The organism is Pseudorhodoferax sp., from assembly GCF_047601025.1.
In the GTDB taxonomy this organism is placed as follows: Bacteria; Pseudomonadota; Gammaproteobacteria; order Burkholderiales; family Burkholderiaceae_C; genus Pseudorhodoferax.
In genome coordinates this window covers 1427584-1445163 of the sequence record NZ_JASGJZ010000001.1, presented here as the reverse complement: position 1 = coordinate 1445163, position 17580 = coordinate 1427584, and the positions used below count along the sequence as shown (strand labels likewise).

The following is a 17580-nucleotide window of genomic DNA, read 5'->3' as shown; positions in this document are numbered from 1 at the left end:
GCCCCTGTCGACCGGCCGCGCGAAGACCGCATGAAGCCCCTGAACATCCTGGCCGCGCTGGGCCTGTCCACGGCCCTGCTGGCCACGCCGGCGCTGGCCCAGCGCGACGGCATCGACGTCGGCGAGAACTCCGTGTTCACGCGCATGGTCTCGGCCGAGCAGATGGAGGCCATGGCCCAGCAGCAGTACCGCCAGGTGCTGAGCGATGCGGCCCAGCAGCGTGCGCTGGCGCCGGCCGACAACCCGCAGCTGCGGCGCCTGCGCGCGATCGCCGCCCGCATCGTCCCGCACGCGGTGCAGTGGAACCCGCGCGCCAGGAACTGGCGCTGGGAGGTCAACCTGATCGGCAGCAAGCAGATCAACGCCTGGTGCATGCCGGGCGGCAAGATCGCCTTCTACACCGGCATCCTGGACCAGCTGAAGCTGACCGACGACGAGGCCGCCGCCGTGATGGGCCACGAGATCGCGCACGCGCTGCGCGAGCATGCGCGCGAGCGCGCCGGCAAGAATGCCGCCACCAACCTGGGCGCCAACGTGCTGTCCGAGCTGTTCGGCCTCGGGGCGCTGGGCCGTACCGTGATGGGCGGCGGCGTGCAGCTGCTGTCGCTGAGCTATTCGCGCTCGGACGAGACCGAGGCCGACCTCGTCGGCCTGGAGCTGGCCGCGCGCGCCGGCTACGACCCGCGCGCCGCCGTCACGCTGTGGCAGAAGATGAACGCCGCCAACAGGGGCGCGCCGCCGCAGTGGTTCAGCACCCACCCGGCCGGCCAGACGCGCATCGCCGAGATCGAGCGCAATCTGCCCAAGGTCATGCCGCTGTACGAGCGGGCGCGCAGCGGCGGCTGAAGCACCGCGCCGCCGCCCCGCGGCGGTGGCGCTTCACGCCTGCGGCCGGCCGTTGCGCGCCGGCACCGCCAGCCCCAGTCGGCGCGCCAGCCGCACGAGGTTGGCCCGGTCCAGGCCGAGCGTGCGCGCCGCGGCGGCCCAGTTGCCGCCGTGGGCGGCCAGGGCTTCGCCGATGGCCTGGCGCTCGAAGGCGGCGACGCGCTCGCGCAGCGGCGGGGCCGGTGGGAGGGCGGGCGCGGACCGCGCGGCCGGCACCGGCGTCGCCGCCGCGGCGGCCGGCGCCAGGCCCAGGTCGTCCGCCGCCAGCGTCAGCACGCGCGGGCGCTGCGCATGGCGGGCGAGCGCCCGCAGCGCCGCGCGCGCCAGCACGTGCTCCAGTTCGCGCACGTTGCCGGGCCAGGCGTGGCCCAGCAGCGCCTGCTGGGCCTCGGCATCGAGGCGCAGGTTGCCCAGGCCGAGCGCGGCGCGCTGCTCCTCCAGGAAGGCGCCGGCCAGCAGCAGCACGTCGCGCCCGCGCTCGCGCAGCGGCGGTACGTGCAGCGGGTAGGCGACCAGGCGGTGGTACAGGTCGGCGCGGAAGCGCCCGGCGCGCACCTCGGCCGCCAGGTCGCGGTTGGTCGCCGCGATCAGCCGCACGTCCACGCGGTGCTCGCGGTCCGAGCCCAGGCGCTGCAGCTGGCCGTTCTGCAGCACGCGCAGCAGCTTGGCCTGTACCGCCAGCGGCAGTTCGCCGACCTCGTCGAGGAACAGCGTGCCGCCGTCGGCCAGCTCGAACTTGCCCTGGCGCTCGGCTACGGCGCCCGAGAAGGCGCCGCGCACGTGGCCGAACAGCTCGCTCTCGACCAGCGCGTCGGGCAGCGCCGCGCAGTTCAGGCTGACCAGCGGCCGGCCGGCGCGCGGCGAGGCCGCGTGCAGCGCCTGCGTCACCAGTTCCTTGCCGGTGCCGGTCTCGCCGCTGACGAGCACCGTCAGCGCGCTGGGGCCGACCAGCGCGATCTCGCGCAGCAGCGCGCGGTGCGCGGCGCTGCGGCCGGCCAGCCGGCGCGCGCGGCCCTGGCCGGCGGCGCGGCGGTATTGCTCGGCGCGGCGGTGCTCGTCCTCGGCGCGCAGCGCCAGGTCGTCCATGCGCTCGGCCGCGGCCACCGTGGCGGCGGCCAGGTCGGCCAGGCTCTGCAGCGCCGCCATGTCGACGGCGTCGAAGCGCGACAGCGCCAGCGCGTCCAGCGTCAGCAGGCCCCAGGGCCGCTCCTGCACCCGCAGCGCGCAGCCCATGCAGTCGTGCACCGGCAGGTGGCCGTGCACGTGCTCGACCAGGCCGTCGTAGGGGTCGGGCAGGCCGCAGTCGGGCGCGAAGCGCAGCGGGCCACCGGCGGCCAGCAGCGTCGCCAGGCGCGGGTGCCGGTCCACGCGGAAGCGCCGGCCCAGCGTGTCCGGCGCCAGGCCGTCCACGGCCAGCGGCACGAGTTCGTCGCCTTCCAGCCGCAGCAGCGCCGCGGCGTCGGCCGGCAGCAGCTGGCGCACCGCGTCCAGCAGCCGCCGGTAGCGTTCGGACGGCGGGATCTGGCGCGCCAGGTCGGCCACCAGCGGCAGCATCGCGGCGAGCAGGGCCTGGGGTGTCATGCGGACTCCGAAAAGGTCGATCCGACCTGGATGCGAAGCAGGTCATTCTGACCCATGGCGCGGCAATCGCTTGTCCTGCAACGGATTTCTCCCTGGCACGGACCCTGCCTCGTGGCCCGCTTCACCGTTCCACCCGAAAGAAGCATGCTGACCCCTGCGCAACGCGACATCGTCAAGAGCACCGTGCCCCTGCTGGAAACCGGCGGCGAGGCGCTGACCACCCACTTCTACGGCCTGCTGTTCCGCGACCACCCCGAGGTGCGCCCGCTGTTCAACCAGGCCCACCAGGCCAGCGGCGACCAGCCGCGCGCGCTGGCCCACGGGGTGCTGATGTACGCGCGGCACATCGACGAGCTGCAGGCGCTCGGCCCGCTGGTGCAGCAGATCGTGCAGAAGCACGCGGCGCTGCAGGTGCTGCCCGAGCACTACCCGCTGGTCGGCGACAGCCTGCTGCGCGCAATCCGCGAGGTGCTGGGGCCTGAGATCGCCACCGACGCCGTGATCGACGCCTGGGCCGCCGCCTACGGCATGCTGGCCGACCTGCTGATCGGCGCGGAGGCCGCGGTCTACGACCAGAAGGCCGCGGCGCCCGGCGGCTGGCGCGGCGCGCGGCCGTTCCGCGTGGCGCGCAAGCAGCGCGAGAGCGCCGAGATCACCTCGTTCTACCTGGAGCCGGTGGACCGCGGCCCGCTGCTGGACTTCGAGCCGGGGCAGTACCTGGGCCTGCGCCTGGTCGTGGACGGGCAGGAGATCCGCCGCAACTACTCGCTGTCGGCCGCGCCCAACGGCCACTACTACCGCATCAGCGTCAAGCGCGCCGAGGGCGGCGTGGCCTCCAACCACCTGCACGACGTGGTGCAGGTGGGCGACGTGCTCGAGGTGTTCCCGCCGGCCGGCGACTTCCGGCTGGCCGACAGCCACCGGCCGATCGCGCTGATCAGCGGCGGCGTCGGCATCACGCCCACGCTGGCGATGCTGGACGCGGTGCTGGCCTCGCCCGGCGACCGGCCGGTCTACTTCATCCACTGCGCGCGCAACGCCGAGGTGCACGCCTTCCGCGCGGACGTGGACGCGCTGGCCGCGCGGCATGCGCGGCTGCGGGTCTTCTACTGCTACGAGCAGCACGACGAGGACGAGGGCGACGGCGCGCCGCACGCCATCGGCCGCATCGACCGCGAGCGCCTGGCCGCCTGGCTGCCCGCCGACCGCGACCTGGACGCCTACTTCCTCGGCCCCAAGCCCTTCATGGCCCAGGTGCGGCGCGACCTGCGCGCGCTGGGCGTGCCGGACGCCCAGGCGCGCTACGAGTTCTTCGGGCCGGCCGCGGCGCTGGAGTGAGCGGCGGGGGCGGCCGGTGGATCCGGCGGGCGCGCGCCCGCCGCGCCGGCTAGCGGTACAGCGCCAGCACCCCGATGCGCCGGTCGATGTTGCCCCGCATGCGCTTGAACGCCGGGCTGCCCACCTCGCCGTAGCGGCGCTCGAACACGGCCTGCGGCAGGAACTCGGGCAGGTCGCGCAGCGGCGGCAGCAGGTCCTGCTCGGTCAGGCCCGCGGCCAGGCGCTGCTGCAGCCGGCCCTGGTCCGCCGCCACGGCCAGCGCGCCGAAGCGCGCGCCGGCGCGGTCGGCCGCGAGATCGGCGAAGGAAAAGCCGCCGCCGTCCTGGCCGGCGTCTTCCTGCGCCTTGTACGGGCCGACGGCGTCGGCCAGCGGCGTGCCGGCCACGGCGGCCAGCGCCGCCGAGACGGCGAAGTGCTGGGCCAGGTCGCTGCGGCCGGCCAGGTGCACGTTGCGCGGCAGCGGGGCCGGCGCATCGGCCAGCGCCGGCACGATCGCCGCCAGGCCCTTGCCGTTGACGTGGAAGGCCAGCGCCAGCAGCGCGGCGCGCTGCTCCGCGGCGCGCGCGGCGGCGTTGCCGGCGGCGCGGCGGCCGGCCAGCTCCAGCAGCGGCTGCAGCAGCGCGGGCAGCGGCTGTCCCGGCGCGGCCGCCTGTGCCGCCGCTGCTTGCAGGTGCTCCTGGTAGACGCGCAGGCGGGCGGTCTCCTCCGGGCCGGCCTGCGCGGCCTTCAGCGCGGCCGGCGCGCCGTCGTTCCAGGCGTAGGCGATGCGCAGCGCGTCGGGCGTGATCTGCACCTGGGCGATGGAATCCAGCGCCTCGGCGCCGGGCTGGCGCTGCAGCCAGCCCAGGCCGCGCGCCAGCAGCCAGTCGGCCACCGGCTGCGGCAGCGCCAGCCGGCCCAGGCGCATGTCCTGCACCTGCGGCAGGTCGCCGGCCTGCACCAGCTGCGCCTGCACGTTCAGCCAGGGGCCGAACGGGTTGCTGGGCAGCGGCAGGCTCAGCCGCAGCCGGGCGCGGCCGGGCTGCAGCTCGGCGCGCGCCTGGCCCTTGGCCGCGTGCGCGGCCAGGTGGGGCAGCAGCAGGTCCAGGTCCTCCTGCGTCAGCGTGATGGTGCGCAGCACGCCGGGCGGGGCGCGGCGCGGATCGCTGCGCGCGGCCAGCTGCCTGGCGCGGGCGGCCTCGGCGGGCGTGGCGGCGGCGCGCGCGACGGCCGGCGCCTCGTCGCTGCAGTACCAGGCCAGCGCCAGCAGGCCCGCCACGCCCAGCGGCAGGACGACGGCGGCCGCCAGCAGCAGCGCGGCGAGGCTCTTGGCAAGGAAACGCATCGCGGCATGCTACGGCATGGCCCTGGCACGGCTTTCGCATGACAATCCGCGGCCCCACCCGCTGCCGGAGAACCCGCTTGGACCTGCCCGCCCACCAGCTCATGATGACCGTGCTCATGACGCCGGACACCGCCAACTTCGCTGGCAACGTGCACGGCGGCACCATCCTCAAGCTGCTCGACCAGGTGGCCTACGCCTGCGCGGCGCGCTATTCGGGCTGCTACGTGGTCACGCTGTCGGTGGACGAGGTGATGTTCCGCGAGCCGATCAAGGTCGGCGAGCTGGTGACCTTCCTGGCCTCGGTCAACTACACCGGCCGCTCCTCGATGGAGATCGGCATCAAGGTCATCGCCGAGGACATCCGCACCCAGGCCTCGCGCCACGTGAACAGCTGCTTCTTCACGATGGTGGCGGTGGACGAGGAGCGCAAGCCGGTGCCCGTGGCGCCGCTGCGCCCGTTCTCGCCCGACGAGCGGCGCCGCCACGCCCAGGCGCAGGCGCGCAAGCAGCTGCGCCACGAGCTGGCCCAGCGCTCCGCGGAGATCCGCGCGCAGGCCGACAAGGTTTGAGTCGAACACGTCCCTTCACGCCCATGCTTGTCGATGCGAACCGCAAGCTCCTGCAACCGTTCGGGCTGCGAGAAAGGACGGTCCAACGCCTGCGCCCAGTGCCCACGCACGGGCTGCATGGACTGGCCCAAGGGACGGCGCTCGGGCGACCCGAGTCGGTCCGAGGCATCAAGAACAAGGCGTTGTGAACGGATCCCCCACACCCGCTCGAGGCCCCCGATGAGCGTCCGCGTGCATCGCCATCGCCGTGTCCGGGCCGGGGCACGCCTCCCGTTCGGGCGTTGCCGTGATTGCCTTGGCACCGGCCAGGGCCAGGGCGGCGCCCTGCGCCTGCGGCCCGTCGCCCTCCGTCGTGGGCGCGATCGATCCATCCACCGCTTCTGATCGGCGCGGCTGCTGCTGCGGTACGCTGCGGCCCCGTCACGACTTCCCTTCCGACCGCAGCCATGAACTCGTTCAGCCTCGAAGCCCCCGACACCCTGTTTGGCCTGCGCATTCCCATCGCCCAGGCCTTCGGCCTGCGCGGCGTGCGCATCGGCGACGACCAGGCCACCGTGCTGATGCCCGCCGATCCGCGCTACACCAACAGCCGCGGCGACGTGCACGGCGGCGCCTACGCGGTGCTGATGGACGCCGTGCTGTCCTGCGCCGCGCGTGCGCACGCCCCGAGCCGCTACGGCGTGATCACCGTGGACCTGGTGCTGCACTACGTGGCCGGCACGCGCGGCGACGTGATCGCCACCGCCCGCTGCGAGCGGCGCGGCAAGTCGCTGTGCTTCGTGCGCGGCGAGGCGCGCGACGCCGACGGCACGCTGCTGACGCTGGCCACCGGCACCTTCAAGCTGGTCGAGCGGGCGCCGGCGCCGTGACGACGCCCCCGCGTGCCGTGCCGCCGCCGGGCGGCCGCATCCGATGAACCCGCAGCAGGCCGCCGTCCTGCGCGGGCTGCTGCTGTCGCAGCAGGTCGCGGCGCTGGCCACGCTGCACCGCGGCGCGCCGGCCGTGTCCATGGTGCCGTACGCGCTGCTGCCGCAGGGCCGGGGCTTCGTGCTGCACGTGAGCGGCCTGGCCACGCACACGGCCGACATGCTGGCCGAGCCGGCCGTCGCGCTGCTGGTCGTGGCGCCGGAAGGCGCGGCCCCGTCCGCGCGCGAGCGCCCGCGCGCCAGCGTGCAGGGCCGCGCCACGCCGCTGGCGGCGGACGGCGCGGCGCATGCCGAGGCGCGCGCGTGCTACCTGGCCCGCTTTCCCGAGAGCGCGGAGACCTTCGGCTTCGCCGACTTCTCGCTGTTCCAGGTGGCGGTGCGCGCGGTGCGCTTCGTCGGCGGGTTGGGCGATGCGACGTCCATCCTGGCGCCGCGCTATGCCGAGGTGATGGCGTAGTAGCGGCGGCGGGGGCGCGCCGGGCGTGCCCGGGGCCCGGCGCGCCCTGGTGCGTTAATCAGTCGGCCGGGCGGTCCGGCCCGTGCGGCCGGCGCAGCTGCCCGGCCAGCCAGGTGGCTTGCGCGCGCGTGAGCTCGCCCGCGCCGCGGCCGAAGTAGTGCCGCGCGGCGGCCTCGGCGCCGCAGACGCCTGCGCCCCACGGCGCGTTGTCCAGGTACAGCCGCAGGATGCGGGCCTTGCCCAGCGTCTGCTCCATCTCCACCGCGTACAGCAGTTCGCGCAGCTTGCGCTCCAGGCGGCGCTCGCCGCCGGTCACCAGGCGCTTGGCCAGCTGCTGGCTCAGCGTGCTGGCGCCGCGGCGCACGCCGCCAGCCGAGCGGTTGGCCGCCAGCGCGGCCTGCAGCTCCTGCAGGTCGTAGCCGGGATGCTCGAAGAAGCGCTGGTCCTCGGCGGCCAGCACGGCGCGCGCGAGAACGTCGCCGCGCCGCAGCCGGCTGGGCGGGCCGCAGGCGGAGACGGCATCGGCCAGCAGCCCGGTGCCCAGGCCCTGGACGGTGAAGCCGTCCATCCGCGGCGCGATGCGCAGCCGGCCGGCCGGCAGGTCCCACGCCGCCTGCAGCGCGAGGCGGCCGCCGATGCGGGCCTGCGCCAGCTCGGGCAGGCGCGGGGCCAGCACGGCGTAGGCGTCGGCGATCGGCGTGCCGGGTAGCCGCAGGCGCAGCGCCAGGCCGTCCTGCCGCAGCCGGCCGCTGAACCAGGCCTGCAGCGCCGGGCCGCCTTCCGTGCCGGTGTCGGCGCGCAGCACGCCGTGCAGGTGCTCGCCGTCGCGGAACACCGCCAGCGCGAGGCGCGGCAGCTCCACCGGCGCGTCGCCCAGCGCCGGCAGCGCGACGCGGCAGGGCGCGCACGCCAGGTGCAGGCTGCGGTCGGCGCGCGACCACTGCCAGTGCACCGGGCCCCAGCGCGTGGCGAAGCGCCGCCCGTCCAGCCACGCCGCGAAGGCCGGTGCCGTGGCCAGGCGCAGCAGCGTGGGCACGCCGGCGCGGACCTGCCAGGGGCCGACCGGCAGCGTCGCCGCCCATTCCCCCGGCCGCGGCGCCAGCAGGTGCAGCAGCAGCGCCACCGCCGCCAGCAGGAGTGCGGCCAGGGCGAGCAGCGCGGGGACGGCGCGGCGCATCAGGGCACCGGCTGCGCGGTGGTCACGGCCAGCCAGGGGCCGGTGGACCGGCCGCGCTGGGCCGCCCAGTACCAGGCCGAGGTGTCGGTGAAGGCCTGGCCCCGGGCGTCGGTGATGCGCTCGCACACGCGCAGCGGCACGCTGCCGTCGCGCCGGGCCGTGAAGCAGCGCCAGTGGCGCTGCTGCGCGTCGCGCTCCAGGCCGGGGCCGGCGATGCGCCAGCCCAGCGCGCGGTAGCAGTCCGCGGCCGGGTGCAGCATGCGCGTGGGCGCGTCCACGTGGCGCAGCACCAGCGCTCGGCGGCCGTCGGTGGCGCGCAGCAGCGCGCCCGGGAACCGGCGCGCGAAGCGCTGCTCCACGGCCGTCGGCGCCAGCGGGCGCAGCGGCGCGCCGTCCCACTGCGCCGGCCATTCCCAGTCCGCCCGGGGTGCTGGCGCCGCCGCCGGCGCCAGCGCCAGCGCCAGCGCCTGCATGGCGGACCAGGCGGCGCTGGCGGCCAGCACCGCGCCGAAGGCCGTCTTGTGCAGCACGCGGTGCACGAAGCGGTTCGCGAACAAGGCCTCAAGCCGGCTGGGCATGGCGATCTCCGTTGAACGTTTGCGGCCGCTGCATGCGCCAGGCGATGGCGCCGCACACGGCCGCCAGCACCACCAGGCCCAGCGCCTCGTGGGCCCAGGCCGGCAGCGGCCGGCCGGCGCCCTCGGCCGCGACCAGCAGGCTGTTGCGCAGCACGTTGCCGGCCAGCACCGCCAGGCCGGCGAACGGCAGCCGCGCCAGCACCGCGCGGTCGGGCAGGCCCGACCACAGCGCCGCGGCGCAGGCCGTGGCATAGCCCAGCCAGGCCATCTGCACGCCCGAGCAGGGCGCATCGACGACGACGAGCCGCCCGTCCACCAGCAGCGTGCTGCCCTCGCGCCAGACCGTGAAGAACGGCGCCAGCAGCCAGCGCGAGGCCTCGGCCGTCAGCACCCGCAGCGGATAGCCGGCATAGAACTGCAGCGAGGACAGCAGCGGCAGCGCCAGCACCGCCAGCCCCAGCACCGGCGTGGCGGCGACGCGGCGCGGCAGGAAGGCCAGCAGCGCGCAGGCCAGCGCCAGCACGGCCAGCAGGCTGGCCGCCAGCGGCGGCAGGGCCGGGCGCGCCAGCGCGGCCGCCGGCGTCAGCAGCGTGGCCAGCGCCAGCCAGCCCAGCGCCGGCGACGGCCGCAGCGCGCGCCGGTGGTGCACGGCCAGCAGCGCCAGGGCGGCCACGGCCAGCAGGCCCAGCGGGTCGTCCGAGCCGTCGGCCAGCCGGCGCGCCATCCAGCTCCAGGCCGGCAGCAGGGCCACGGCCTGCAGCGCCAGCCAGGCGCCGGCGGGCAGCCGGTCGACGGCGATGCCCCAGCGCACGAAGCGCGGGCTGCGGACCAGCGCGTGGGCGTTCATGCCGTGAACCTCCCGGCCCGGGTGCGGCGCGCGCGCCGGTGCAGCAGGGCCAGCACCGACAGCGCGACCAGCGCCGCGCCCAGCGTCCCGGGCTCGGGCGTGCTGGGCACGGCCACGCCGGACACCACGGCGGCGGATTCGCCCAGCGCCAGCGGGCCGACGCCCTGCGGCAGCGGCTGCGGCTGCTGCACATGCGGGGTGCCGGCCGGATCGGGGTTGCGCACCACCTGGTCCACGGCGACGAAGCTGGTGTACGGCGTCAGCAGCGCGTGGGCCAGGCCCAGCCGCGTGATCTCGGCGCGCAGCGCGTCGCCGCCGTCCAGCGCCTCCTGGTCCGTCAGCTGCGCGATGCGCTGGCGCGCCCACAGCGCCGGCAGCGCGGCGCCCTGGCCGGGCCCGGCCGCCGGCGGCACCGGCACGGCCTGCCGCCAGGGGCCGTCGGCGCCCTGGCCTTCGACGACCAGCCGCCCCTGCGCCGGGCCGCGCCACTTGCCGAACACCACGACCGGCCGCTCGCCCAGCACGTCGGGCTGCACGGCCGGCTCCAGGTCGTACACGTCCAGGCCCTCGAAGCGCAGCCGCACGCCGGTCAGCACCGGCGCCTCGACCATGCGCCACAGGCGCACCGCCTGCTCGGGCGCCTGCACCGGGTCGGTGATGACGAAGGGCTCGCCGCCGCCGGCGCGCGCCAGGCCCTCGATCAGCGCACGGTTGACCGAGGAGCCGATGCCGAACGCGAACAGGTTGGCCTGGTCCAGGTGCCGGCGCACCAGCGCGAAGGCTTCCTGCTCGACCGTCACGTAGCCGTCGGTCACCAGGACGACGGTGCGCGACACGTCCGGCGCCTTGGGGCTGGCGTAGACGCGGCGCAGCGCCGGCAGCAGCTCGGTGCCGCCGCCGCCCTGGGCCGCGGCCAGCATGGCCAGCGCGCGCCCGATGTTCGCGGGCGTGGCCGGCACCGACGCCGGCGCCAGCATGCGGCTGCTGCCGGAGAACAGCAGCAGGTTGAAGCGGTCCGTCGGCCGCAGGCCGCCGGCCAGCCGCTGCAGCATGGCCTTGGCCGTGTCCAGCGGAAAGCCGTGCATGGAGCCGGAGACGTCGACCACGAACACGATCTCGCGTGGCACCACCTGCGTGGCCGCCACGGCCTGCGGCGGCTGCACCAGCGCGAGGAAGAAGTTCTCCGCATCCGGCCCCTGGCCCGGCGCCAGCATCAGGCCGGCGGCGAGCTGGTCGCCGGCCAGGCGGTAGTCGAGCACGAAGTCGCGGTCGTTGGCCGGGCCGCTGTCCACGGCCAGCCGGACGCGCGCATGGGTCGGCCGGTCCTGCGCCTGGTCCACCGCGATCGCATGCGTGCGCGAGCGGATGTCGTGCAGCGGCAGCGGCGCGTCCAGCCGGGCCTGCAGCGTGAAGCGGCTGGCCGGCGGCGCGCCGGCGGGCAGCGTGGGCTGCGCGGCCCAGGGCGCGCCGTCGCCGGCCGGCACGGCGGCGCTGGCGTAGCGCGGGCCGACGACGGTCGGGAACACGAACTGGTAGCGCCCGTCCTGCGGCAGCAGCAGCTCGGTGTAGCGCAGCTCCACCTGCACCGCGTCGCCGGGCAGGATGTTGGCGACGCGCATCTGGAACACGTTGGGCCGGTGCTGCTCCAGCAGCGCGGCGGTCCTGCCCTCGCGCCTGGCCGTGTCGTACTCGATGCGGGCCTGCTGCTTCTCGCGGATTTGCGCCGTGACCAGCCGGTCCGCGATGCGCACCTGCAGGCCGCCCACGGCCGCGCGTGTGGAGCCTGGGAACACGTAATCGGCCTCGATCGCGGCCGTGCCGCGGTTGCGGTAATGCTGGACCACGCGCACCTCGGCGATCACGCCGGAGACCTGCACCTCGACCGCGGTGCTCTCGAGCGGCAGCGTGTCCACGCCGGGCATGCCGCCGCGCACGAAGAAATAGGGGCTCTCGGTCTGCTGGCGCGGGCCTTCGGCGCGCGTCTGCGCCTGCAGGGGCAGGTGGAGCAGGGCCGCGTACGCGGCCAGTGCCGCGCTGGCGAGCCAGCGCCACAGCGCGCTTTGGGGAAGCAGGAGCAAGGTGTTCATGGGTGTCCGCCGCTGGGTTGCCGTGCGAAGCTGCACGCCGCGGACTGTGGGCGGCGCGTGAGAAGGCCGTTCGAAGCCTTGCCGCGTCTGTGAAGCCTGTGTGAAGTGCCGGTGACGCCGGCCTGCTTCTAGCCTGCTTCTACACTGCGGGGCCGTTGCCGCCAGCCGACGCTCGCCATGATGACTTCTGCGCTTGTTCCGACCCGCCGCACCAGCCTGAAGGCCGCCGCCGCGCTGGCGCTGCAGGGCGCCTGGCCCGGGCCGTCGCTGGCCCAGGCGGCGCCGACGCCGCGTTCCGAAGGGCCGCTGGGGCCGCTGCTGGCCCGGCGCCTGCAGCACCAGGGCGTCGCGCTGGCCGCGATGCGCATCCGCCAAGGCCAGGCCGAGCATGGCAGCGCGGCCGTGCGCGGCCCGCTGCCGGACGCGCTCGACCTGTTCGCGCTGGGCTCGATCACGAAGACCTTCACGGCGCTGCTGCTGGCCGATGCCGTGGTGCGCGGCGAGATCCGGCTCGACGACGCGGTCGAGGACGTGCTGCCCGACGGCCTGCGGCTGCGCGACAGCCGGGACCAGCCATTGCGCTGGCGTGACCTGGCCACGCACCGCAGCGGCCTGCCGCGCCTGCCCGGCAACCTGCTGACGGCCGGCGCCGCAGACCCGTATGCCGGCTACGGCTGGCGCGAGATGGCGCTGTTCCTGCGCGGCTGGCGCGGCAGCCGGCCGCGCGACACGCAGTACGCCTATTCCAACCTGGGCTATGGCCTGCTGGGCCAGGCGCTGGCCCTGCGCGCCGGCGCCGGCGACTACCCCGCCTTGCTCGCGCGCCGTGTGCTGCAGCCGTTGGGGCTGGCGGCCGACATCGGCTTCGCGGCGCCGGCCGGCCGCCGCACGGTGCAGGGCCACGACGCCGACGGCCGGCCCGCCGGCCCCTGGCACTTCGAGCCGGCCATGGCCGGGGCCGGCGCGCTGCTGGGCTGCACGCGCGGCCTGCAGCGCTATGCGCAGGCCGCGCTGGGCGCGTTCGAGCACCCGCTGCAGCCGGCCTTCACGCTGTGCCTGCAGCGCCATGGCGACGGCCCGGGACCGATCAACCCGGTCGGGCTGGCCTGGCTGCTGGCGCCGCTGGACGGGCGCACGCTGTTCAACCACGAGGGTGCCACGGCCGGTTTCGCCGCCTCGCTGTGGCTGGACCCGGTGCGCCGCACGGCCGCGGCCGTGCTGTCCGGCGCGGCCACCGAGGTCGGCGACCTGGCGCTGCACCTGGCGGCGCCCGAGGTGCCGCCCAAGGACTTCGCCGCCACGCGGCAAGCGGCCATGGAACTGCCCGCCGACGCCGTGGCGCCGCTGACGGGCGTGTACGCGTTCACGCCGCAGTTCAAGCTGCAGCTGCGCGCCGAGGGCGCGCGCCTGTTCGCGCAGGCCACCGGGCAGGGCGAGTTCGAGCTGTTCGCCCAGGGGCCGCGGCGCTTCTTCGCGCGCGTGACGCCGCTGGAGGTAGCGTTCGAAGGCGAGCAGGGCGTGCCGCCGGCGCTGCTGCTGTTCCAGGGCGGCCAGCAGATGCGGGCCGTGCGCGAGTAGCGGTTGCCGCACCCGCGCCCGTGCCCCGCCGGCACCGCCCTACCGCATCAGCGGCAGCACCAGCGTGGCCAGCGCGCCGCCGCCGGCCGCGTTCTCCAGCCGCGCCTGCCCGCCGTGCTGCTGCGCGATCTCGCGCACGAAGGCCAGGCCCAGGCCGGTGCTCTTCTTGCCGCTGGCGGGCCGCGCCAGCGAATAGAACTTCTCGAACACGCGGTGGCGCGCGTAGTCCGGGATGCCGGGGCCGTGGTCGCGCACGGTGATGCGGGCCTGGCGGCCGTCGGCGTCGAGCGCCAGCGCCACCGCCGTGCCGGCCGGCGCGAAGTCCAGCGCGTTGGCCAGCAGGTTGCTGACGGCGCGGCGCAGCAGGAACGGGTCGCCCCAGGCCGTGGGCCGCGCTGCGAGCGCCAGTTCGATGCGCAGCCCGCGCGCCGCCGCGGCCGCCTGGTGGCCGGCGGCCAGCTCCTCCAGCAGCGGCGCCAGCGGCACGGCCCGGGCGTGCGCCAGCACGCGGCGGCTCTCCAGCGCGGTCAGTTCCATCATGCGGTCGACGATCTCCTGGATGCGCTGCGTCTCGCGCGCGATGTGGGCCAGGAAGCGCTCGCGCTCCGGCGCCGGCATGGCCGCGTCCTCCAGCAGCTCGGCCGCGCCGCGGATCGCCGACAGCGGGCTCTTGATCTCGTGCGTCAGCGTGGCCACGTGGTCGGCCACGGTGTTGCGGCCGGTCAGCGCGTCGCGCGTCTCGTGCACGCCGGCGCGCAGCAGCGCCGCGGCATGGCGCAGCATCGGGCCGGGCCGCAGCCGCGGCTGGCCGCGCGCCCAGGCCAGGTAGTCGCGCACCAGGCCGAACGGGCGCACCAGCCAGGCCGAGACGATCAGCGACAGCACCAGCAGCGCCGCGGCCGAGCCCACGCCGACCCAGATGGTGCGCCAGCGCGCGTCCTGCACGAAGCGGCCGAAGCTCTGCAGCGGCTTGCCGACGCTGACCACGCCGATGGTCACGCGGTCGCGGCTCCGGATCGGCGCGGCCACGTACATGACCGAGCTGGCCGGGTCGTTGGCCGCGTCGCGCGAGGTGCGCGCGCCGTACAGGCCGTCCAGCGTGTAGCGCACGTCGCGCCAGCCGATGAAGTCCTCGCCCAGGTGGCGGTTGGTGCCCTGCCGGTCGGCGTCGAACAGCACGCGGCCCTCGGCGTCGGTCACGTAGACGCGCAGTTCCACGCGCGTCTTGCGCAGGCCGTAGATCTGCGCGTCGAACTGGCGCGCGTAGAGCGACTGCACCAGCGGCGCCAGCCGCGCGGCGTCGATGCGCTCGCCCTGCACGTCCTGCTCGATCAGGCTGGCCAGCAGGTTGGCCGTGTCCACCAGCGACTCCTCGGCCGACTCGCGGTAGCGTGGATCGATGTCGCCGACCACGCGGAACAGCAGGAAGGCGATGCCCGCGCAGTAGATCGCCAGGATGCCGAGGAAGATGCGCGTGCGGCGGCTCACGACGGCGCGCGGGCGGAAGCGGGCGGCAGGTCCTCGTGCAGCGCGTAGCCCACGCCGCGCAGCGTGCGGATCGCCTCGACCCCGGGCGCGACCGCCTTGAGCTTGGCGCGCAGCGTCTTCACGTGCGCGTCCACGGTGCGGTCCAGGCTCTGCGCGTGGTCGTCCCAGACCATGTCCAGCAGCTCCTCGCGCGTGTAGACGCGGCCGGGCCGCTGCACCAGCAGCGCCAGCAGCCGGTACTCGTAGCGCGACAGCTCCAGCGCGCGGCCGTAGTAGCGGATGCGGCGGCGCTCGCCGTCGACCTGGAACACCGGCGGCGCGGCCGGCGCGGATGCAGGCGCGGGTGCGGACGCGGGCACGGGCACCGCCGCATCGGCGCGCGCGCTGCGGCGCAGGATGGTGCGCACGCGCGCCACCAGCTCGCGCGGCGAGAACGGCTTGGCGACGTAGTCGTCCGCGCCCAGCTCCAGGCCGACCACGCGGTCGATCTCGTCGCTGCGCGCGGTCAGGAACAGCATGGGCACGGCCTCGGCGCCGGGCAGCTCGTGCAGCCGGCGGAACAGCTCGAAGCCGTTCATGTCGGGCAGGCCCACGTCCAGGATCGCCAGCGCCGGCGGACGGGCGCCGAACTGCGCCAGCGCCTCGCCGGCGGTGGCGCACCACACCGGCTCGTAGCCGTCGGCGCGCAGCACGTAGCACAGCGTGTCGGCGATGCCGGACTCGTCCTCGGCGATCAGGATGCGGGCGCGCGCGACGGGGGCGGGAGCGGACATGGGCGCATGGTAATCAGGCCGCCCGGCGGCCGCGTATGCTGCGCGCCGCGGCGATCCCGTCCATGCCGTGCCGCCGGCGCATCGAGGGAACCCATGCCTGCACGCATCCGCATCAGCTCCGGCTCGACGTTCGAGGAACAGATGGCCTATTCGCGCGCCGTCGTCGACGGCGAATGGATCTTCGTCTCCGGCACCACCGGCTTCGACTACGCCGCGATGACCATCGCCGGCGACATCGTGGCGCAGGCCGAGCAGTGCTTTCGCAACATCGCCGCCGCGCTGGCGCAGGCCGGCGGCAGCCTGGCGGACGTGGTGCGCGTGACCTACGTGCTGCCCGACGCCAGCCTGTTCCCGCAGTGCTGGCCGGTGATGCGCCGGTACCTGGGCGAGGTCAAGCCGGCCGCGATGATGATCAGCGCCGGGCTGGTCGATCCGCGCATGAAGATCGAGATCGAGGTGACGGCGCGGCGGCCGCCGGCCGGCAGCTGATCAGCGCGGCGCCAGCGCCGCCTCCACCGCCAGCGCCACCGCCGCCAGCCGCGCGTCGTCGCCGTGCACCGAGGCCAGCATCAGCCCCACCGGCAGGTCGCCCGGCGCGTGGCAGGGCAGGCTGAACGCGCAGCCGTCCAGGAAGTTGACGGCGAAGGTGTTGCGCAGCAGCAGGCCGTTGGCGCGGAAGAAGGCGTCGTCCGCGGCCAGCGCGTCGATCGGCGGCGCCACGATGGGCACGGTGGGGCACAGCAGCGCGTCGAAGCCCTGCAGCGCCTGCTCCATGCGCGCGATCCAGTCGCGGCGCCGGTCCTGCATCGCGATGTAGTCGGCCGCGCCGACCGACAGGCCCAGCGCGATGCGCGCGGCCACGCGCGGGTCGAACTCGGCGCGGCGCGTGGCGATGGCGTCGCGGTGCACGGCCGCGGCCTCGATGGGCGAGAAGCCGCCCGGCGCGTTGATCCGCGCGATCTCGGCCAGTTCGGCCAGCGTGGTGTCGACGACGATGGCGCCGGCCGCAGACAGGCGCGCCACGGCGCGCTCGAAGGCCTGGGCCACGGGCGCCTCGATGTCGTCGAACATCAGCGTGCGCGGCACGGCCAGGCGCAGGCCTTGCAGCGGGCGGCGGCGCACCGCCAGCGGCGCGTCGGCCAGCGCGGCGTCGGCCGCCAGGCAGTCGTCCACCGAGCGCGCCATCGCGCACACCGTGTCCAGCGTGCGCGACAGCGGGAACGCGCCGGTGCGCGGCGTGCGCGCCTGCGTGCTCTTGAAGCCGACGATGCCGCACAGCGCGGCCGGGATGCGGATCGAGCCGCCGGTGTCCGAGCCCAGGCCCAGCACCGACAGGCCCAGCGCCACCGCCACCGCCGCGCCGGAGGAGGAGCCGCCCGGGATGCGCGCCACGCCGGGGTCGGCCGGGTTGCGCGGCGTGCCGTAGTGCGGGTTGATGCCCACGCCGGAGAACGCGAACTCGGTCATGTTGGTCCGCCCGACGATGGCCGCGCCCTGCGCGCGCAGGCGCTGCACGGCCAGGCTGTCGCCGGCGGCGGGCGGCGCGCCACGGCGCACCACGGAACCGGCCAGCGTGGTCTCGCCGGCCACGTCGTACAGGTCCTTGACGGATACCGGCAGGCCGGCCAGCGGCGGCGGCCGCACGCCGGCGCGGCGCGCGGCATCGGCGTGGCGCGCGGCGGCCAGCGCGGCGTCGGCGTAGAGCCGGGTGAACACGTGCTCGGCGGCCGGCGCGGCGGCGCCCGCGAGCGCCTGGTCGACGAGCGCCTCGTGCGAGGTGCCGCCGGCGTCGAGCCGCGCGCGCATGGCGGCGATCACGGGGCGCGTCATGGCTGCGGCGCGGCGCTGGGGCGCGCGGTGGTGGGGGCGTGGTCGGAGGCGAGGGGCATGCGGGCTCCTGGGGCGGGGGTGCATCGTAAACGCGGTGGTGGTCCGGTTCGCGGCGGCGGGGCGTATGTCGTGAGACGTGGGT

At 75.9% G+C, this 17580-nt stretch carries 16 protein-coding genes; 7 read left to right on the top strand and 9 right to left on the bottom strand.

Features of this window, described 5'->3' with window-relative positions:
- The first annotated feature begins 30 nt into the window (after window positions 1-30).
- A complete protein-coding gene (locus QM782_RS06775) occupies window positions 31-846 on the top strand; it encodes a M48 family metallopeptidase (RefSeq protein WP_415202151.1) in 816 nt (271 codons plus the stop codon).
- Window positions 847-879: 33 nt separating this feature from the next.
- Here QM782_RS06775 and norR read toward each other — a convergent pair whose 3' ends face one another.
- A complete protein-coding gene (norR, locus tag QM782_RS06770; protein WP_415202150.1) occupies window positions 880-2466 on the bottom strand; it encodes a nitric oxide reductase transcriptional regulator NorR in 1587 nt (528 codons plus the stop codon).
- Between the two features lie 144 nt (window positions 2467-2610).
- On the opposite strand from norR, the gene hmpA reads away from it, so the two are divergent.
- Window positions 2611-3804 (top strand): NO-inducible flavohemoprotein, encoded by a 1194-nt coding sequence (gene hmpA, locus QM782_RS06765; protein ID WP_415202149.1) that lies wholly within the window; start codon window positions 2611-2613, stop codon window positions 3802-3804.
- Between the two features lie 49 nt (window positions 3805-3853).
- Here the strand turns inward: hmpA and QM782_RS06760 are convergent, their stop codons facing one another.
- On the bottom strand, window positions 3854-5128 hold the full coding sequence (locus QM782_RS06760) for a hypothetical protein (protein ID WP_415202148.1): 1275 nt from the start codon (window positions 5126-5128) through the stop codon (window positions 3854-3856).
- A gap of 77 nt (window positions 5129-5205) precedes the next feature.
- Between QM782_RS06760 and QM782_RS06755 the strand changes: the two genes are divergently transcribed.
- The 3 genes from QM782_RS06755 to QM782_RS06745 all read left to right on the top strand — a co-directional run bounded on the left by QM782_RS06755 (window position 5206) and on the right by QM782_RS06745 (window position 7080).
- Window positions 5206-5697, top strand: coding sequence for an acyl-CoA thioesterase (locus QM782_RS06755; RefSeq protein WP_415202147.1), 492 nt, complete (start codon window positions 5206-5208; stop codon window positions 5695-5697).
- 446 nt (window positions 5698-6143) lie between these two features.
- Complete coding sequence (locus tag QM782_RS06750; RefSeq protein ID WP_415202146.1) at window positions 6144-6566, top strand: PaaI family thioesterase; 423 nt, start codon at window positions 6144-6146, stop codon at window positions 6564-6566.
- A gap of 43 nt (window positions 6567-6609) precedes the next feature.
- Entirely contained in the window at window positions 6610-7080 is a 471-nt protein-coding gene (locus QM782_RS06745) for a pyridoxamine 5'-phosphate oxidase family protein (protein ID WP_415202145.1), read from the top strand.
- Between the two features lie 58 nt (window positions 7081-7138).
- On the opposite strand, the gene QM782_RS06740 is transcribed toward QM782_RS06745, so the two are convergent.
- From QM782_RS06740 to QM782_RS06725, 4 genes are read right to left on the bottom strand one after another with little or no spacing between them, the layout of a single operon-like run.
- On the bottom strand, window positions 7139-8257 hold the full coding sequence (locus tag QM782_RS06740) for a biosynthetic peptidoglycan transglycosylase (RefSeq protein ID WP_415202144.1): 1119 nt from the start codon (window positions 8255-8257) through the stop codon (window positions 7139-7141).
- Window positions 8257-8835 carry a hypothetical protein gene (locus tag QM782_RS06735; protein WP_415202143.1) on the bottom strand — a complete coding sequence of 193 codons (579 nt, stop codon included), beginning with the start codon at window positions 8833-8835 and terminating at the stop codon, window positions 8257-8259. The genes QM782_RS06740 and QM782_RS06735 overlap by 1 nt, the downstream gene beginning before the upstream one ends.
- The gene (gene xrtQ, locus QM782_RS06730) at window positions 8819-9682 is read right to left on the bottom strand and encodes an exosortase Q (RefSeq protein ID WP_415202142.1); all 864 of its coding nucleotides are present in this window, start codon (window positions 9680-9682) and stop codon (window positions 8819-8821) included. Before xrtQ ends, QM782_RS06735 begins: the two co-directional genes overlap by 17 nt.
- Window positions 9679-11769, bottom strand: a complete 2091-nt coding sequence (locus QM782_RS06725; protein WP_415202141.1) for a VIT domain-containing protein — start codon at window positions 11767-11769, stop codon at window positions 9679-9681. The genes xrtQ and QM782_RS06725 overlap by 4 nt, the downstream gene beginning before the upstream one ends.
- 180 nt (window positions 11770-11949) lie before the next feature.
- On the opposite strand from QM782_RS06725, the gene QM782_RS06720 reads away from it, so the two are divergent.
- On the top strand, window positions 11950-13347 hold the full coding sequence (locus QM782_RS06720) for a serine hydrolase (RefSeq protein WP_415202140.1): 1398 nt from the start codon (window positions 11950-11952) through the stop codon (window positions 13345-13347).
- A 39-nt stretch (window positions 13348-13386) separates the two neighbouring features.
- Here the strand turns inward: QM782_RS06720 and creC are convergent, their stop codons facing one another.
- Window positions 13387-14835 (bottom strand): two-component system sensor histidine kinase CreC, encoded by a 1449-nt coding sequence (gene creC / locus QM782_RS06715; protein WP_415202139.1) that lies wholly within the window; start codon window positions 14833-14835, stop codon window positions 13387-13389.
- On the bottom strand, window positions 14832-15608 hold the full coding sequence (creB, locus tag QM782_RS06710) for a two-component system response regulator CreB (RefSeq protein WP_415202138.1): 777 nt from the start codon (window positions 15606-15608) through the stop codon (window positions 14832-14834). Before creB ends, creC begins: the two co-directional genes overlap by 4 nt.
- A 93-nt stretch (window positions 15609-15701) precedes the next feature.
- On the opposite strand from creB, the gene QM782_RS06705 reads away from it, so the two are divergent.
- Window positions 15702-16097 (top strand): RidA family protein, encoded by a 396-nt coding sequence (locus QM782_RS06705; RefSeq protein WP_415202137.1) that lies wholly within the window; start codon window positions 15702-15704, stop codon window positions 16095-16097.
- Here QM782_RS06705 and QM782_RS06700 read toward each other — a convergent pair whose 3' ends face one another.
- Window positions 16098-17438, bottom strand: a complete 1341-nt coding sequence (locus QM782_RS06700; protein ID WP_415202136.1) for an amidase — start codon at window positions 17436-17438, stop codon at window positions 16098-16100.
- Window positions 17439-17580: the final 142 nt, after the last annotated feature.

What these genes read in the sequence shown, in the direction of transcription:
- QM782_RS06740 (WP_415202144.1), bottom strand. Translation starts at nt 8,257, where the DNA reads ATGCGCCGCGCCGTCCCCGCGCTGCTCGCCCTGGCCGCACTCCTGCTG.
- QM782_RS06735 (WP_415202143.1), bottom strand. Translation starts at nt 8,835, where the DNA reads ATGCCCAGCCGGCTTGAGGCCTTGTTCGCGAACCGCTTCGTGCACCGC.
- creB (WP_415202138.1), bottom strand. Translation starts at nt 15,608, where the DNA reads ATGTCCGCTCCCGCCCCCGTCGCGCGCGCCCGCATCCTGATCGCCGAG.
- norR (WP_415202150.1), bottom strand. Translation starts at nt 2,466, where the DNA reads ATGACACCCCAGGCCCTGCTCGCCGCGATGCTGCCGCTGGTGGCCGAC.
- QM782_RS06750 (WP_415202146.1), top strand. Translation starts at nt 6,144, where the DNA reads ATGAACTCGTTCAGCCTCGAAGCCCCCGACACCCTGTTTGGCCTGCGC.
- QM782_RS06745 (WP_415202145.1), top strand. Translation starts at nt 6,610, where the DNA reads ATGAACCCGCAGCAGGCCGCCGTCCTGCGCGGGCTGCTGCTGTCGCAG.
- QM782_RS06760 (WP_415202148.1), bottom strand. Translation starts at nt 5,128, where the DNA reads ATGCGTTTCCTTGCCAAGAGCCTCGCCGCGCTGCTGCTGGCGGCCGCC.
- QM782_RS06705 (WP_415202137.1), top strand. Translation starts at nt 15,702, where the DNA reads ATGCCTGCACGCATCCGCATCAGCTCCGGCTCGACGTTCGAGGAACAG.
- xrtQ (WP_415202142.1), bottom strand. Translation starts at nt 9,682, where the DNA reads ATGAACGCCCACGCGCTGGTCCGCAGCCCGCGCTTCGTGCGCTGGGGC.
- hmpA (WP_415202149.1), top strand. Translation starts at nt 2,611, where the DNA reads ATGCTGACCCCTGCGCAACGCGACATCGTCAAGAGCACCGTGCCCCTG.
- QM782_RS06720 (WP_415202140.1), top strand. Translation starts at nt 11,950, where the DNA reads ATGACTTCTGCGCTTGTTCCGACCCGCCGCACCAGCCTGAAGGCCGCC.
- QM782_RS06775 (WP_415202151.1), top strand. Translation starts at nt 31, where the DNA reads ATGAAGCCCCTGAACATCCTGGCCGCGCTGGGCCTGTCCACGGCCCTG.
- QM782_RS06725 (WP_415202141.1), bottom strand. Translation starts at nt 11,769, where the DNA reads ATGAACACCTTGCTCCTGCTTCCCCAAAGCGCGCTGTGGCGCTGGCTC.
- QM782_RS06700 (WP_415202136.1), bottom strand. Translation starts at nt 17,438, where the DNA reads ATGACGCGCCCCGTGATCGCCGCCATGCGCGCGCGGCTCGACGCCGGC.